Genomic DNA, 15,421 nt, shown 5'->3' on the forward strand with positions numbered 1-15,421 from the left:
GGCGGGAACCGTCGGGAGTTCCACGTCGGGACCGACCCGACATGAAGCCGTCGGTCACGGCGACGCGGACGGCCGCCCGGTCGGGGAAGCGTCGCGCCGGTCGAACGAGGTTCACGCGTCGTCCCGCCCTCGGAGCGTCCGGACGGTCGGCGTCTACGCCGAGTAGGGCTCCGCGCTCCAGAACTCGCTTCCGCCCTTCAGTTTCGGCACCCAGGTGTCTTCCTCGCGTGCGAGCAGTGCGACCCGCGACTCCTCGACCTCACGGTAGTGGTCGAACTCGGGGAGGAACTCGCTCACGTCGCGGGTGAACGCCGCCACTTCCTCGTGGTCGGGCATCGACGAGCGGTCCAGTCGTCCGCGGGAGTGGCCGACGTGCATGTACGCCTTCATCTCGACGAAGTCCACGTCCGCGCGCTGGCACATCGCCGCGTACCACGCCGGCGTGTGCATGTTGACCCCCTTCACGAGCGTCGTGCGGATGACCGTCCGCGTCTCCTCCTTGTCGGCGAGCACGTCGAGCGTGTCGATGAGGCTCTCCCACGCGCCGTCCTCGACGGCGCCGACGGTGTCGTCGAACGTCGCCCGGTCGGCGGCGTCGACGGAGACGTACAACTGCGTCGGGTCACACTCCGCGAGCACCTCGGGTCGGGTGCCGTTCGACACGAGGAACGTCGTCAGCCCGCGGTCGTGGAACGCCTCGATGAGTTCCGGCAGATACGGGTAGAGGGTCGGTTCGCCGTCCAGCGAGATGGCGACGTGGCGCGGCTCCATCGCCTCGTCGAACACCTCGCGGGGCACCTCGTCGTTGCCGCCGAACCCGGAGAGGAGTTTCCGCTGGAGGTCGATTGACGCGTCGACGACCGCCTCGGGGTCGTCCCACTCGACGCCGTCGAGTTCGTACGCGTGGCCCGCGTGGTCGCGCCAGCAGAACACGCACCGCTCGTTGCATTTGACGACCGGCGTCATCTGGATACAGCGGTGCGACTGGATGCCGTAGAAGTGGTTCTTGTAACACCGACCCTCGCCGCGCACCGCGCTGGACGTCCAGCCACACGTCTGGGCCGCGGTGTGGTTGACGCTGTGGTAGTCCGGGTCGTCTACCTGCTTGGGCCCCGAATCGCTCATGTCGTGTGCCAGTGGGCGGGGGCGCGTAAACCCGTCGCTCACGTGGGGCGTCGTTCGACGGTCCATGCGACTGGACTCCTCCAACCGGCTACGTCATCGACCGCCGGCCGTAGTCCACACGGCGCGAGACGGACGGCGAGGTGGGGTTACGGCCGGCGGCGCGCCGCGATGAGTGCGCCCACCAGTAGCGCGACGACCGCCACACCCACGCCGAAGCCGGGCACCTCGGTCCGCGTCACCACCGGCGTGATGGTGCCGGTCACCGTCGGGGTCGGACTGGGAGACGGCGTGGCCGTTTTCGTGAGAGACGGGGGCGCCGGCGACGCTGTGACCGTCGGGGACGGGGGCGGGCTGGGAGACGGCGTGGCCGTTTTCGTGGGGGACTGAGGCGTCGGCGACGGACTCGACGAGCCGCCACCCGAACTGCGGACCTCGACGCTGGTGGTAGCCGCGTCGTCCGCGGACGCGACCTGTGTGCCGTACGTTCCGGCGTCGCCATCGGACGTGGTCCACTCGAGCGTCACGACGGTCGAACCCCCGCCATCGAGCGTCACCGACTGGCTGTCCCGCTCGATGTCGTCGACCGACAGCGAGACGGTCTGTGTTGCCTGCTCGTCGCCGGTGTTCTCCACCGTCGTCGTGACGGTCAGGGTCTCGCCCTCGGTGACGGGCGAACTCGTGTCGTCGATGGTGACCGCGAAGTTGGCCGGGTCCGGAGACGGCGCCGCCTGCCCGAACCCGCCGAACGTCGAGAACTCCGTGACGTTGGCGCTGATGGTCCGCGCGCCCGTGTCGACGCTCGACCCCTGGAGTTCGGTCCACGACTGGCCGTCGTGCTCCCAGAGCGACAGCGTCGACTCGTCGACACCCGACGCGTCGGTGCCGCCGTACGCCAGGGAGACGTTCAGGAACGCGTCGCTCGTCAGGTTCGTCGCGTCGAAGTAGCGGCCGACCGCGGTGGCGTCGGGGTTGGCCGGCGGCGAAGCCACCGAACTGACGACGACGGCACTCGCGGCGAACGAGAGCGTGGCGTTCGCGGGGCCGTTCGCGCCGATCGTGACCGCCTCGGCGGTCACATCGGTCGGCCCGTCCTGGATTTCGACAGCCCCGCTCTCGGCGGCCGACACCCGGACCTCGTCGAGCGTGACGTTCGCCGAGTCGCCACGAACCCTGATTGCCGCCGCGCCCCCGTGAGTGTTGTTCAGGGCGTCGACGTCGTGGAATCGTGAATCCCTCGTGTGGCGCACGTCGAGGGCCACGACGCGTCCGTCGAGGAAGCTACTGGCGTCGTCACCGTCCACGGGGTTGTTCGAGACGTTCAGTCCGCTGATCGAGGCGTTGTCGACCTCGGTGAGCCAGACGAGTCGGACGGTGGATTCCTCGCCGGAGTCGGTCTGCCCCGTGGCGGCAAATCCGGTGACGGTCACGTGACTGGAGTCCAGAATACGGAGGGCCTGATCGAGCCCGTCGGTCGCGGTGACGTTCTCGATTCGGACGTCCCGGGCTCCCTCGACCCGGAGTGACGGTCCCTCGTGACCGTCGGTGATCTCGGTGTCCACGACGCTGACGTTCCGGTGGTCGCCGAGATGGGACCCCACCCTGATCCGCCCGTCCGTCACGGTGGCGTTCGAGATCGAGACGTTGTGGTACTTCTGAAGCCGGATGTCGCCGCCCTCGATGGTGACGTTCCGGATGGGGAAGCCGTCGTACGTGTCGCTCGACGTGCCCTCGACGTCGATTGCCCACGACGTGTTGGACACGCGGTTATGTTCGAGACGCGCGGGGTCTACCTCGGGGAGATAGATTCCGGTCACGGGGCCATCGACGTGGTTTCGGGAAATCGTCGTCCCGGTGGTGTCCAGCAGTTCGATCCCCGACTGAACGAACGAATCGGTGCGCACCAGGTTGTCGGTCAGGCCGACGTTCGTGGAGCCGTCGAGCAGCACGCCGTCAGTGGTGATGAGGGCGTTGTCGCGTATCGTTCCCCCGTCCGACCGCCGGGCGACGATCCCCTCGTCGGTCGCGTTGGTGACGTCGTTTCGCGCGACGAGCGCGTTCGGATTCCCCGGACCCGCGCTGTCGTGCGTGAGCCTGATTCCCTGCATGTCGACGCCGACGACCGTGGTGTCCCTGACGACTGCCCGGGGGGAGTCCCGGACCTTGATGGCCGCGGGGCTTCCGAAGTCGCGTCCCTCCTCGGAGTTGCTTCTGTCGTCGACGGTCACGTTGTCGACGACCACGTCCGGACTGTACGACGCGGAAATCGCACCTCGCTTTCCCGTGGTCCGTTCGATAGTCACGCCCGAGATGGTAGCGTCGTCCACGCGAACAACTGCGACGACGATGTCGTCGATACCCGTCGTGGCCGTCACGTCGGAGATCGTGGAGCCGTTCCCGTACTCGTGGTAGACGTCGGCGCCGTTCCCGGTCTCCCGCACCACCACGTTCGTCACCACCGAATCGTTGACCCCCCGGAACGCGACCGGCCCTGCCCAGTCAGCGAACTCGACGTTCCGAATCTCGACCCTATCGAGCTGATCGGCCGGGTCGGAGCTGGATGTAGCGTCGGTCGTGTTGACGACCTCGATGCCGTGGATTCCGTCGACACCGGACCCGTCCAGGGTGTTGCCCGCGCCGTCGATGGTCACGTCGCTGCTGTTCACGACGATGCAGGCGTCGTCGGTCAGGTTGTCGGCGTGCGTCGGCCGGACGTCGCCGGTCAGCTGATACGTGCCGGACTGGTTGATCTGCACACACGAGTCGATATCCTCGGGCGCCGTGGCGGTTTCCGCGAGCGCGGACGGAACGAGCGTCGCCACGACCAAAACCGAGAGCAACAAGACGGTCGCTGAGGCGACGGCAGTGAGGAGCCGGAGACGTCGGTCCGTCATTCGACTGCCCTCGTGAATCGAGGGACCGTTGCATCCGAAGGACTCCCGGTCCGGTGGACGCGGGACCGCGGTGACACCACCCCGTGGCGACGCTTGAACGCTCCAGTCATTGGGCTGAGTGGGGGTTCCCGGGGTCAAATCAAAAAGATGAACTCTACGGAATTATGGTAACTCGTCGGGTACGACTCCACTGGGCTGGAATCACGACGGGGGCCCGCTCCATTCCGGGGCGTCCGAGTAACACGCCGCACCCGGAACGACTGGCGCCGACCGAACCGCGCGCGATGCGTTACGCCGGGTCGACGCGCTCGACCGACCGTATCTCGAGTGTCTCGTCGATCGTCACGCGGAGTACCGCAGTCTCGAGCGGGAACTCGATCCGGATACGGAGCGGTTCCCGCGAGACGACCGACTGCGAGATGGACCTGACGTACGGCGCGTTCCGTCGCGTCAGCTTGCTGAACGGGACGCTGCGGTCGAAGTCGCTGTGCTCGTGGTAGAACGCGATGACGGACGCCTCGGTCAGGAGACTGAACCACGGCGGCGACGACCGCCGGTAGGCACACAGTTCGCAGGCGTAGTCGACCCAGACCGAAAAGCGGGTATCACACGACGAACAGAGGCCGTCCTCGCCGACGGAATGGGAGTCACAGATTCGGATCGAGTGGTCGACCGTCGCGGCACACTCCGGGCAGACGCCGTTCATCATGGGCGTAATCTTCGAATCGTAGAGCACGTGGGCCGACTCCAGCACCGCCGAGGGCGATCTACCGACCAGCCCCGCCGGCGGGACGCCGTAGCTCATGAACGTGCCGGGGGGATACTCGTCGTTCCCGACGACGCCGCCACACGACGTACACCGGACGGTCAACTGGTCGTCGTGGTAGCGCATCTCGATCGACCCGTCGCAGTAGGGACAGCCGGAGTCGACCGCCAGCCAGTCGAGCGACGCCCCCTCGGAGAACAGTCCGGCGACGATCGACCGCATCACGGTCTCGCCCGCGTAGCGCAGGGCGTAGCCGTCGTCGGACCGCCGGACGAAGTGGCCGACGAGTTGGTCGAGGTGGTACGCGAAGTTGTCCGTTTCGACGGCGGTCTCGCGCTCGAGTTCGGCGAACGGTAGCGGCTCCTCGTCGGTGTTCCAGAGGGCCCGTAGGATGGACAGGCGCGTCCGGTTCCCCAGGACGCGGAACGCGTCGTCAGGCGAGACGGTCCGCGGGTCGAACGGCTCCTTGAGTGCGTCGCTGTCGGCCGGTCTGCCGTCTCTATCGTCTGGGTCGGTCATCGGCGGTCGGCCTCCATTCGAGCCTCCTCTGGGTCGCGTTCACCGCCGAGATGTGGACCATCACCTCACTGCCAGACCGCTCCTGACCGACTCGGACCCCCCACCCCGACGCGTGCACCATGCAGTGCGGCGAGGCGGCTTAAGTATTCGGGGCTGATAGGTCGGGCGGAGTACCCTCCGCCCGCGGATGGGGGTGAGACGCCCGGCTTCAGAAACCCCTTTACCGACGGGTTCGAACCCGGACCCATGTACCTCCAGTTCCGGGCGGACGTCGAGGCCGCCCTCCGCGACGCCCTCGAGGCGGCCGGCTATCCGACCGACGACCTCGGCATCGAACAGCCCCCCGAAGGGGTCGACGCGGTGCTTGCTTCCTCGGCCGCGTACCGCCTCGCCTCGGAGGCGGGCGCGCCGCCGCCACAGGTTGCCGCCGAACTCGCCGACGCACTCGACCTCTCGGAGTACGAGTACGTCGCCCGCGCCGACGCGCAGGGGCCGTACGTCAACTTCCACCCCGGCGAGGCGTACTTCGGCGCGGCGCTGTCCGTCCGCGAGGACGCCGGCCGCCTCGACCCGACGGGTGAATCGGTCGTCGTCGAACACACCTCGGCCAACCCGACGGGGCCGGTCCACGTCGGCCGGGCGCGCAACCCAATCCTCGGGGACGCGGTGGCGAACGTACTGGAGTACGCCGGCAACGACGTGGAGCGCCACTACTACGTCAACGACGCCGGCCGGCAGATGGCCGTGTTCACGTGGGCCTACGAGACGTTCGAGGAGGAGGACCTCCCCGAACCGGAGCGGGACCGCATCGAGTACGACCTCGTGCGCTACTACCGGAAGGGCAACGAGTTCCTGGAGAACGCGGAACCGTCGGCCGTCGAGGCCGCGGAGGCCGAAATCGAGTCGATAATGCAGGGGCTCGAAGCCGGCGACGAGGAGACGTACGAGCGCGTGGGCGAGGTGGTCGACCAGGTGCTCGCGGGGATGACGGAGTGTCTCGCGCGTCTCCCCGCGGCGTTCGACGAGTTCGTCAAGGAGACGCGGTTCATGCGCGACGGCTCCACGGACGACGTCGTCTCGCGGCTGAAAGACCTCGACGAGGCCGTCTACGAGGAGGACGCGTGGCAACTCGACCTCCCGAACTTCGAGAAGAACCTCGTCTTCCTGCGGTCGGACGGGACGAGCCTCTACACTACCCGCGATTTGGCCCACCACGAGTGGAAGTTCGACAACTACGACCGGGCCGTCACCGTCCTCGGCGAGGACCACAAACTGCAGGCCGGGCAACTACGGGAGGCGCTGGACCTGCTCGGCAACGACACGAGCCAACTGGAGAGCGTCATCTACTCGTACGTCAACCTCCCCGAGGGGAAGATGTCGACCCGCGCGGGGACGGGCGTGGACCTCGACGACCTGCTCGACGAGGCCATCGCTCGCGCCCGCGAGGAGGTCGAGACCCGGCTCGACGACCGCATCCGCGACGACGACCTGACCGACGAGGACGTCGAGCGCATCGCCCACCAGGTCGGCATCGGCGCCGTCCGCTACGACATCGTCTCGAAACAGCCGACGAAGGCCATCACCTTCGAGTGGTCTCGTGCGCTCGATTTCGAAGCGCAGTCGGCACCGTACGTCCAGTACGTCCACGCGCGGTGCTGTGGCATCCTGGACGAGGCGCGGAGCGGCTCGGAACCCGCAAGCGGCGGCGAGCCGCGAGCAGACGAGGCCGGCGCGGTGCCCGAGGGCGTCGACGTCTCCCTCCTCGATGCGCCCGAGGAGCGGGACCTCCTGCGGGTCATCGCGCGGTTCCCCGGCGTCGTCGAGTCGGCCGCCGACGAACTCGAACCCCACCGCGTCGCCACCTACACCCGCGAGTTCGCGGAGATGTTCAACGCGTTCTACCGCGAGTGTCCCGTCCTCGCGGCCGACGACCCCGAACTTCGGCAGGCACGGGTGGCGCTGGTGGCGGCCGCGCGCCACACCATCGCCAACGCGCTGGACATCCTCGGCGTCGAGGCGCCGAACTCGATGTGACGCTCAGCCGAGAAGCGGCGTGAGGACGCCGGCACCACCGGCGACGAGGCCCCCGCCGACGGCGACGATGACGGCCGCTCCGAGGCCCAGAACCAGAAGCAGGAAGACGACGATCCACGAGAGCGGTACTGACGAGTCCGTCTCTGCGTTGCTCATACCGGTGGGTTGCTCCGCGGCGGTTAAACGTTAGCGAAAGCGATCAGCGAGGCGCCCGAGTACGCCGCCGTCGTCCGCTTCCTCGTCCGCATGCGCGTCGGCCGGCGCGTCGCCGCCGTCGCCGTCGGCCGCCACGGCCTGCTGTTTCCAGTGGTCGTCGGCGCCGTCCGACTCCCAGTCGCGGACCGCGTCGGCGAGTCGCCCGTACGCGAGCGCGGCGGGCATCTCCGGCGCGGTAAACGCAACGGGCTCCACGGCCGGGGGCCGGTCGTCGTCCGGGACGACCGCGAGCACGTCGACGCCGAGTTGGTCGGCGAACGCCGTCACGTCGGCGTGTTCCGGGGCGCGGTTGAGCACCGCGCCGACGACGCCGAGCCCCTCCTCGCGGCAGGCCGCGATTCCCTGCCGGCCCGTCTCCACCGCCTCGTCGCGGGTGTCGGTCACCGCGAGGACGCCGTCGAGAAACGCCGCGACGGCGGAGCCGAGCGTCCCCGCGTCGGCGATGAGATAGTCGTAGGCGAACGCGAGGTCGCCACGGACGTCCGACAGCGACTCCGCGTCGGCGTCGCCGAACGCCGACCGCTCGCCGCCGACCACCACCGGAAGCTCACCCGGTTCCGCCTCGCCGGGGTCGAGGTCGTCCCCTCCCGACCGGAACGCAGTCTCGTCGCGCCGCTGTGCGTCGATGTACGCCTCGAGCGCGTCGTCGACGTCGCCGTGCGGGAGCCGAACCGTCGCCGTCGCCCCGGAGACGCTGGCGTCGCCCCGGACCGCCGCGGCGAGGGTCGCGTCCGTCGTCACGTCGAACCACTCGGCGGCGTCGCCGGTGGCGTCGAGGATGGCCGCGTGATGGCCCTCACGCCGGAGCGCGGCCGCGAGATCGACGGCCGTGGTCGTCGTCCCCGTGTCGGCGGCGCCGACGACCCCGAGTACCTCCATGTCCGATGCTGTGGGGGAACGAACGTAAAAATCCCCCGTCGATAACCGGCGTCGAACCCCGGTATTTCGGGCGGTTCGACCCCGTCTCCGGGACGTCGTCGCCACGTTCGGCCGCGGTCGGGGAGCCTCAGGGCGGAGTGACACCGACGCTCACGCGGTCAACACTTACTTACCTCCCATAGGCTTAGCCCCGCCAATGAGTCAACAGCAGGACGAACAGTCGGACAAACAGAAGTACGAGTTCCGACGCGTCATCGAGGAGCTACAGGAGTACTCGGGATCAGGAACGCAACTGGTCAGCATCTACGTCCCGGAGGACCGACAGATATCGGACGTCGCCGCCCACATCACCCAGGAGCACTCCGAGGCGTCGAACATCAAGTCGAAGCAGACCCGCACCGCCGTCCAGGACGCGCTCACGTCGCTGAAGGACCGCCTGAAGTACTACAAGACGCCGCCGGAGAACGGGATGGTCCTCTTTTCGGGCGCCATCGACGCCGGCGGCGGCCAGACCGACATGGTGACGAAGGTGCTGGAGTCGCCGCCGGACCCCGTCGAGTCGTTCCGCTACCACTGCGACTCGGCGTTCCTCACCGAACCGCTGGAGCACATGCTCGCGGACAAGGGCCTGTTCGGGCTCATCGTCCTCGACCGCCGCGAGGCCAACGTCGGCTGGCTGAAGGGCAAGCGGGTCGAACCCGTCAAGTCCGCCTCCTCGCTCGTGCCGGGCAAACAGCGGAAAGGTGGCCAGTCCGCACAGCGGTTCGCGCGCCTGCGGCTCGAGGCCATCGACAACTTCTACCAGGAGGTCGCGGAGATGGCCGACGACCTGTTCGTCCCGGAGCGCCACGAACTCGACGGCATCCTCGTGGGCGGCCCCTCGCCGACGAAAGACGAGTTCCTCGACGGCGACTACCTCCACCACGAACTCCAGGACCTCGTGCTCGGCAAGTTCGACGTCTCCTACACCGACGAGTCCGGCCTCTACGACCTCGTCGACGCCGCCGAGGACGTGCTCGCCGAGACGGAGGTGATGAAGGACAAACAGCAGATGGAGGAGTTCTTCAAGGAGCTCCACGACGGCGAGAAGGCCACCTACGGGTTCGAGCAGACCCGCCAGAACCTCGTGATGGGCTCCGTCGACCGCCTGCTGCTCTCGGAGGACCTGCGGAGCGACGTCGTCACCTACGAGTGCGAGAACGGCCACGAGGAGCGCGAGGTCGTCGACCGCCGGAAGAACACGCCCGAGCACGACTGCACGGAGTGCGGGGCGACCGTCTCGGCCGAAGAGGCCGAGCGCGAGGACGTCATCGACCACCTCATCGACATCGCCGAGCAACGCGGCACGGAGGCGAAGTTCATCTCCACCGACTTCGAGAAAGGCGAGCAACTGCTGACCGCGTTCGGCGGCGTCGCCGGCATCCTGCGGTACTCGACCGGAGTGTAACGACCCTGTTTCTCGGCGAATCCGAAGCGCCCTTCCCCGCCCGCGTCGACCCGCGAGTATGGACTGTCCCCACTGCGGTGGCCCGATGGTCACCTACGCCGTCCCCGAGTCGCTCCGCGAGTACGTCGACCACGACCACGCCGCCACCTGCACCCGGTGTCTCGCGCTCGAACCCGCTGAGTCGGGCGGCGACCCCGACTTCTCGCGGGTCTCCGACGAGTTCCCCGAGGGGACCGGCGGCGCGGCGATGGCGCTCGCGCTCGGCATGTTGGACTCGCTGGCGCTCAACCGCGCGAACATCGAGGGGCTGGTCACGGCCGCCGAACAGGAGGGCGTCGACCCCCTGTTGCTCGTGGACCGCCTCCGCTCGCAAGGGAACGTCCGCCTCCACTTCGACGTGGAGCGGCGCCGCCACCAACTGGAGCAGTTGCTGTAGTCAGGCGGGCCGCCACCGGACCAGCGTGTGGGGGTGGAGCGGGTTCGCACCCACGGCGTCGTACTCGACGCTCGTCACCTCGATTGCGTCCCGTGCTTCGAGCGCCGCCAGCAGTTCGCCGCCGTAGCCGCGGATGCGGGCGTAGTGGCGACGGAGCAGTCCGAGCGTCGTCTCCGGGTGGGCGTCGACCGGTTCGAGGTGGACGCCGCCGACCACGTCGCCCGCCGCGGCCAGCGCCGCGAACCGGTCGACCACCTCGTCGACGTCCGGGAGCGTCGTCACGGCACCCCGGGTGAACACCAGCGCGTCGTCCACGCCGTCGAGGAGCGTCCAGTCGCCGTGGAAGTCGAACTCGTGGACGGTGACCCGTTCCTCGTCCGCGTGGAGCGCCCGGGCGAGGTCGACGCCGCTGGTGGCGTACTCGCCACCGACCACCGCCGCGTCGGGGAACGCCGCCGCGAGGGAGCCCAGCGCCGCGCCGTAGCCACAGCCGAGGTCGACGACCGTGTCGGGGTCGGCCGACACGCCCGCGAGCGCCGCACGGAGCGCGTACCGGTCGAGCGCGAGCAACTCGTCGGGGCTGGCGAGAAACAGCCGTTCCCGGACCGACACCGCGCCGGGGTCGTCACGGCCGGCCGCGTACACCCGGCGAATCGTCGTCTCCGGGTCGGCTCCGCGTTCGCGGTGTTCCGCGAGGATGCCGCCGTACATCGCCTCGTACGTCTCGACATCGGTGTACGCCTCGGGGTCCTCGGGCGGGTCGCCGACAGGGTCGAGGAGGTGCCGCGCCCACTCGGAGTGATCCGGCAGGGTATCGAGTGTGAGCGGAATCACGTCTCGCCACCCCCTCGCTCGTCCGGTTCCTGCCCGAAGAGGACGTTCCTGTGCCGATGCCGCACCGTGGACAGTTGCATGGCTACCACCGGTGCGTCCGGAGAATCACATCCACGCTTCGACGACGGTCGCGCATAACCGTTTCGGTGTCGACGAGTCCGGGCGCTTTTCCCCCTCCCCCCGGAACGCCGGGTATGGCCGACCATCCCCACGCCGAGGGCATCCAGTTGCTGTACGACGCCGACGCCGATCACCCGAGCGCGACGCTCGTCAACGCCGACGGCGGGCCGGAGCTGTGCGCGAACACCGGCCACACCGACGACGCCGTCGAGGCACAGCTCGAACTCATCGCCACCCACATGCGCTGGCTGGCCGACCGGACGGACGTTCCCGTCTCGCAGGTGGCGACCGACGCCGTCCAGCTGGCCGAACACGCCAGCGGGTTCGAGGAACAGTAGCGAGTTCCGACAACGATAAGCGCGCGCCGGGGTGTTCTCGGAGTATGCAGTATCACGAGGCGGCGAGCTGGCTGTTCGACCTCCGCCGCTACTCCCCGCGGACGGGCGTCGAGCACACCCGCCACCTCCTCGACGCGCTCGACTCCCCCGACGAGGAGTTCCGCTGTGTCCAGATAGCGGGCTCGAACGGGAAGGGGTCGACCGCGCGGATGCTCGAGCGCGTCCTCCGGGAGGCCGGCCTCGACGTGGGGCTGTTCACCTCCCCGCATCTGGACGACGTGCGCGAGCGGGTCCGCGTCAACGGCCGGAAGATGCCCAAATCCGCCGTCTGCGAGTTCGTCGAGACGGTCGACGGGTACGTCACCGACCGCGCGGCCGCCGACGAGTCGCCGACGTTCTTCGAGACCGTGACGGGGATGGCGCTGTGGGAGTTCGCCCGTCAGGAGGTGGACGTCGCCGTCCTCGAGGTGGGCATCGGCGGCCGCCACGACGCCACCTCCGCGGTCGACCCGGCGGCGGGCGCTATCACCTCCGTCACCATCGAACACGCGGACCTGCTGGGCGACACCGAGGCCGACATCGCCCGCGACATGGCCCACGTCGCCGCGGACCGCCCGCTCGTCACCGCCGCAACCGGGGAGGCGCTCGACGCCATCGAATCGTCGGTCGATGACGTGTATCGCGTCGGCGAGGACGGCGACCTCCAGGTCGAGTACGGTGGCCGCGAGGGACTGGAGGGGGCGGTGTCGCTGTCGGCCGACGACTGGGCGGTCGAGACGCGGCTCCCACTGCTCGGTGCCCACCAGGCGCGCAACGCGGGCGTCGCGGCGGCGCTGGCCCGACAGGTCGCGGACGTCTCCGACGCCGACCTCGCGCGGGGTCTCCGGAACGCCCACTGGCCCGGCCGATTCGAGGTGTTCGACCGCGACCCGCTGGTCGTCCTCGACGGGGCGCACAACCCCGGGGGGTGTGCCGGCCTCGCGGACGCGCTCGCGGAGTTCGACTACGACGACCTCCATCTCGTCTTCGGCGCGATGGCCGACAAGGACCACGCGGGGATGGCCGCGGCGCTCCCCGAGGCGGCGACCGTCTACACCTGCCGGCCGGACTTCGACCGCGCCGAACGGCCGGCGGTGCTCGCGGAGTCGTTCGAGGCACGTGCCGACGACGTTCGCGCGGCGGGCAACGTCGCGGACGCGCTCGCGGACGCGCTCGAGGCCGCCGGCCCGGACGACGCCGTCGTCGTCGCGGGGTCGCTGTTCGTCGTCGCGGAGGCGCGCCGGCGCTGGACTGCCGTCGACGTGCCGAAACGCGTCCCGGGTCTCGACACCGCCGAGGCCGTCCTCGAGGACGCCGACGTGACCGACGCGGGCGTCTGGCGGATGCGCGGCAAGGGCGTCCACCGCGTCCTCCGGACCCGCGTCCAGCCCCGGCAGGCCCGCTATCTCAAACAGGAGATGCTCGCGGAGGGCGGCGAGTGTGCCACCTCCGGGCTCTCCGACCAGGACCGGGAACTCGTCGATATCGTGCTGATGGGCACCCTCGCCCAGTTCAAGCGGCTGACCGAGACACTGGCGGGCCAGCCGTACGGCCTGGAGCCGCTGGGCGAGCGCCTGCGCGAGACGCTTGACATCCGGACCGACCCCGAGACCCACGGCTACCCATGGGAGGAGGGCACCGCGGTCATGGGCATCCTCAACGTCACGCCCGACTCGTTTCACGACGGTGGCGAGTACGACGCCGTCGAGGACGCCGTCGCCCGCGCCGAGCGGATGGTCGCGGACGGCGCCGACATCGTCGACGTGGGCGGCGAGTCGACCCGGCCCGGCGCCGACCCGGTGCCCGTCGAAGCGGAGACGGAGCGCGTGGTGCCGGTCGTCGAGCGCCTGCGCGACCTCGACGCGCTCGTCTCCGTCGACACCCGGAAGGCGGAGGTGGCCCGCGCCGCGCTCGAAGCCGGTGCGGACGTCCTCAACGACGTGTCGGGGCTGGAGGACCCCGAGATGCGGCTGGTCGCCGCCGAGCACGACGTGCCCGTCGTCGTGATGCACTCCATCGAGACGCCGGTCGACCCCGCCACGGCCGTCGAGTACGACGACGTGGTCGAGGACACCATCGACGCGCTGGTCGAGCGCGTCCTCCTCGCGGAGAAGGCGGGGCTGGACCGCTCGCAGATACTCGTCGACCCCGGCATCGGCTTCGGGAAGACCAAGCGCGAGAACTTCGAACTGCTGGGCCGCATCGACGAGTTCCACGCGCTCGGCTGTCCCGTCCTGGTGGGCCACTCCCACAAGTCGCTGTTCGACCTCCTGGGGTACGACGCCGACGACCGCCTCCACGCGACGGTCGGGGCCAGCGCCGTCGCCGCCGACCGCGGGGCGGACGTCCTCCGCGTCCACGACGTCGCGGAGAACGTCGCCGCCGTCCGGGTGGCGGAGGCGGCCGACGACCCCGACGGCGCCTGACGTCGGTCCGGCATCGCGGACGCCCCTTGTCACCGGCTGTCGGGGCCACACAAGAGCTTTTCACGGCCCCCGCGTCGGTGCCGACGATGGACGAGAAGCGCACGGTCCGCGACGGTTACGACGCCATCGCGGACGACTACGCCGCCCAGCGGACGCTCGACGGCCGCGGCACCGACCTCGTACGCGCGTTCGCCGCCGACTTGCCCGAGGGTCGGGTGCTCGATGCCGGCTGTGGCGGGGGCGTCCCCGCGAGCGCCGTCCTCGCGGAGCGCCACGACGTCGTCGGTATGGACCTCTCGGCCGAGCAGTTGGGCCACCTGCGCGAGAACGTCCCCGCGGCCGCGCCGGTGGCGGGCGATTTGACCGACCTCCCCTTCTCGGCGGGCGCGTTCGACGGGCTGGCGTCGCTGTTCGCGGTCATCCACGTCCCCCGCGAGCGACACGGCGACGTGTTCGCGGAGTTCAACCGCGTCCTCCGGCCGGGTGGGGAGGCGCTGGTGGTCGTCGGGAGCGACGCCTGGGAGGGGCGCAACCCCGACTGGCTCGACACCGGCACCGAGATGTTCTGGTCGTTCTACGGCCCGGAGCGGAACCGCGACCTCCTCCGGGACGCCGGGTTCACCGTCGAGCGCGAGGAACTCGTCAACGACGAACTCGGCGGCGACTTCCTGTTCGTCCGGGTGACGGCCGAGGGCGAGTAGTCGCCCGACCGGTAGAAGACATTTACCGTCGGCCGCCCGACGCCCGATCATGCGACGCTCGGTCCCCGCCCTCCTCGCAGTGGCGACCCTCCTGCTCGCCGGCTGTACCGTCGGCCCCGGCGTCTCGTCGCCCGACCAGTCCCCGACGCCCTCCCCCACTCCGACACCCGAAGGGACGCCCGTCGAATACGACCTCCGAACGGGCACGCTCCCGGACGGCGTCGAGTCGGTGACGGTGACCCTGCGGGTGGTGTTCGTGGAGCACCCCGACGACCTCGGCCCCTGCTACCCGGAGGCGTTCACCGGGCCGTACCAGCCCTCGCTGACGCCGCTCCCGACGCCGCGCGGGGAGTGTCACCGCACAGAGTCCACGACCGTCGAGCTATCGGCCGACGGCGCCCGGACGCTCGGCCCGTTCACCGCGCCCGCGTCGACCGACGGCCACGCCGTCGTCGTCACCGACGCCACGGCGACCCGCGCGGACGGGTCGACCGTCTCCGACATCTACGGCGCGGGCGGACACGAGGCGCTCGCCGAACCGGAGACCCCGGCCGGCACGTACGGCGTCGCGGTCGGGCTCGACCCGGCCGACGACGAGGCGGACTACGAGTTCTTCTTCGTCTCCGAGCGAACCGCGGAAGCGGGCTGAG

Annotated in this window: 13 protein-coding genes; 7 read left to right on the forward strand and 6 right to left on the reverse strand. The window is 69.7% G+C overall.

All coding sequences use genetic code 11. The annotated features are described in order from the left end of the window. Nucleotides 1–153: 153 nt before the first annotated feature. From twy1 to NL112_RS00985, 3 genes are all read right to left on the reverse strand, one after another. A complete protein-coding gene (gene twy1, locus NL112_RS00975) occupies nucleotides 154–1,125 on the reverse strand; it encodes a 4-demethylwyosine synthase TYW1 (protein ID WP_255150755.1) in 972 nt (323 codons plus the stop codon). A 146-nt stretch (nucleotides 1,126–1,271) separates the two neighbouring features. Beyond that, the gene (locus NL112_RS00980; RefSeq protein ID WP_255150756.1) at nucleotides 1,272–4,016 is read right to left on the reverse strand and encodes a right-handed parallel beta-helix repeat-containing protein; all 2,745 of its coding nucleotides are present in this window, start codon (nucleotides 4,014–4,016) and stop codon (nucleotides 1,272–1,274) included. A gap of 289 nt (nucleotides 4,017–4,305) precedes the next feature. Continuing rightward, on the reverse strand, nucleotides 4,306–5,301 hold the full coding sequence (locus NL112_RS00985) for a winged helix-turn-helix domain-containing protein (protein ID WP_255150757.1): 996 nt from the start codon (nucleotides 5,299–5,301) through the stop codon (nucleotides 4,306–4,308). Between the two features lie 246 nt (nucleotides 5,302–5,547). Between NL112_RS00985 and argS the strand changes: the two genes are divergently transcribed. Beyond that, entirely contained in the window at nucleotides 5,548–7,335 is a 1,788-nt protein-coding gene (argS, locus tag NL112_RS00990; RefSeq protein ID WP_255150758.1) for an arginine--tRNA ligase, read from the forward strand. Nucleotides 7,336–7,338: 3 nt separating this feature from the next. Here the strand turns inward: argS and NL112_RS00995 are convergent, their stop codons facing one another. Together NL112_RS00995 and NL112_RS01000 are read right to left on the reverse strand one after the other, a co-directional pair. Next, nucleotides 7,339–7,491 carry a hypothetical protein gene (locus NL112_RS00995; protein ID WP_255150759.1) on the reverse strand — a complete coding sequence of 51 codons (153 nt, stop codon included), beginning with the start codon at nucleotides 7,489–7,491 and terminating at the stop codon, nucleotides 7,339–7,341. Between the two features lie 30 nt (nucleotides 7,492–7,521). Continuing rightward, nucleotides 7,522–8,430 (reverse strand): MinD/ParA family ATP-binding protein, encoded by a 909-nt coding sequence (locus tag NL112_RS01000; protein WP_255150760.1) that lies wholly within the window; start codon nucleotides 8,428–8,430, stop codon nucleotides 7,522–7,524. Nucleotides 8,431–8,626: 196 nt separating this feature from the next. Between NL112_RS01000 and prf1 the strand changes: the two genes are divergently transcribed. Together prf1 and NL112_RS01010 are read left to right on the forward strand one after the other, a co-directional pair. Beyond that, complete coding sequence (gene prf1, locus NL112_RS01005; RefSeq protein ID WP_255150761.1) at nucleotides 8,627–9,877, forward strand: peptide chain release factor aRF-1; 1,251 nt, start codon at nucleotides 8,627–8,629, stop codon at nucleotides 9,875–9,877. A 58-nt stretch (nucleotides 9,878–9,935) separates the two neighbouring features. Next, nucleotides 9,936–10,313: a DUF6276 family protein gene (locus NL112_RS01010; RefSeq protein WP_255150762.1), complete on the forward strand. Its 378-nt coding sequence runs from the start codon at nucleotides 9,936–9,938 to the stop codon at nucleotides 10,311–10,313. Here NL112_RS01010 and NL112_RS01015 read toward each other — a convergent pair whose 3' ends face one another. Continuing rightward, nucleotides 10,314–11,147, reverse strand: coding sequence for a methyltransferase domain-containing protein (locus tag NL112_RS01015; protein ID WP_255150763.1), 834 nt, complete (start codon nucleotides 11,145–11,147; stop codon nucleotides 10,314–10,316). It lies immediately after the preceding gene. Nucleotides 11,148–11,341: 194 nt separating this feature from the next. Between NL112_RS01015 and NL112_RS01020 the strand changes: the two genes are divergently transcribed. From NL112_RS01020 to NL112_RS01035, 4 genes are all read left to right on the forward strand, one after another. Beyond that, nucleotides 11,342–11,605: a DUF8113 family protein gene (locus NL112_RS01020; RefSeq protein WP_255150764.1), complete on the forward strand. Its 264-nt coding sequence runs from the start codon at nucleotides 11,342–11,344 to the stop codon at nucleotides 11,603–11,605. 44 nt (nucleotides 11,606–11,649) lie between these two features. Continuing rightward, the gene (gene folP, locus NL112_RS01025) at nucleotides 11,650–14,070 is read left to right on the forward strand and encodes a dihydropteroate synthase (RefSeq protein WP_255150765.1); all 2,421 of its coding nucleotides are present in this window, start codon (nucleotides 11,650–11,652) and stop codon (nucleotides 14,068–14,070) included. 86 nt (nucleotides 14,071–14,156) lie between these two features. Then, the gene (locus NL112_RS01030) at nucleotides 14,157–14,771 is read left to right on the forward strand and encodes a class I SAM-dependent methyltransferase (RefSeq protein ID WP_255150766.1); all 615 of its coding nucleotides are present in this window, start codon (nucleotides 14,157–14,159) and stop codon (nucleotides 14,769–14,771) included. A gap of 49 nt (nucleotides 14,772–14,820) precedes the next feature. After that, nucleotides 14,821–15,420 (forward strand): hypothetical protein, encoded by a 600-nt coding sequence (locus NL112_RS01035; protein ID WP_255150767.1) that lies wholly within the window; start codon nucleotides 14,821–14,823, stop codon nucleotides 15,418–15,420. Nucleotide 15,421: the final 1 nt, after the last annotated feature.

The organism is Halorarius halobius (assembly GCF_024298865.1).
Lineage (GTDB): Archaea > Halobacteriota > Halobacteria > Halobacteriales > Haloarculaceae > Halorarius > Halorarius halobius.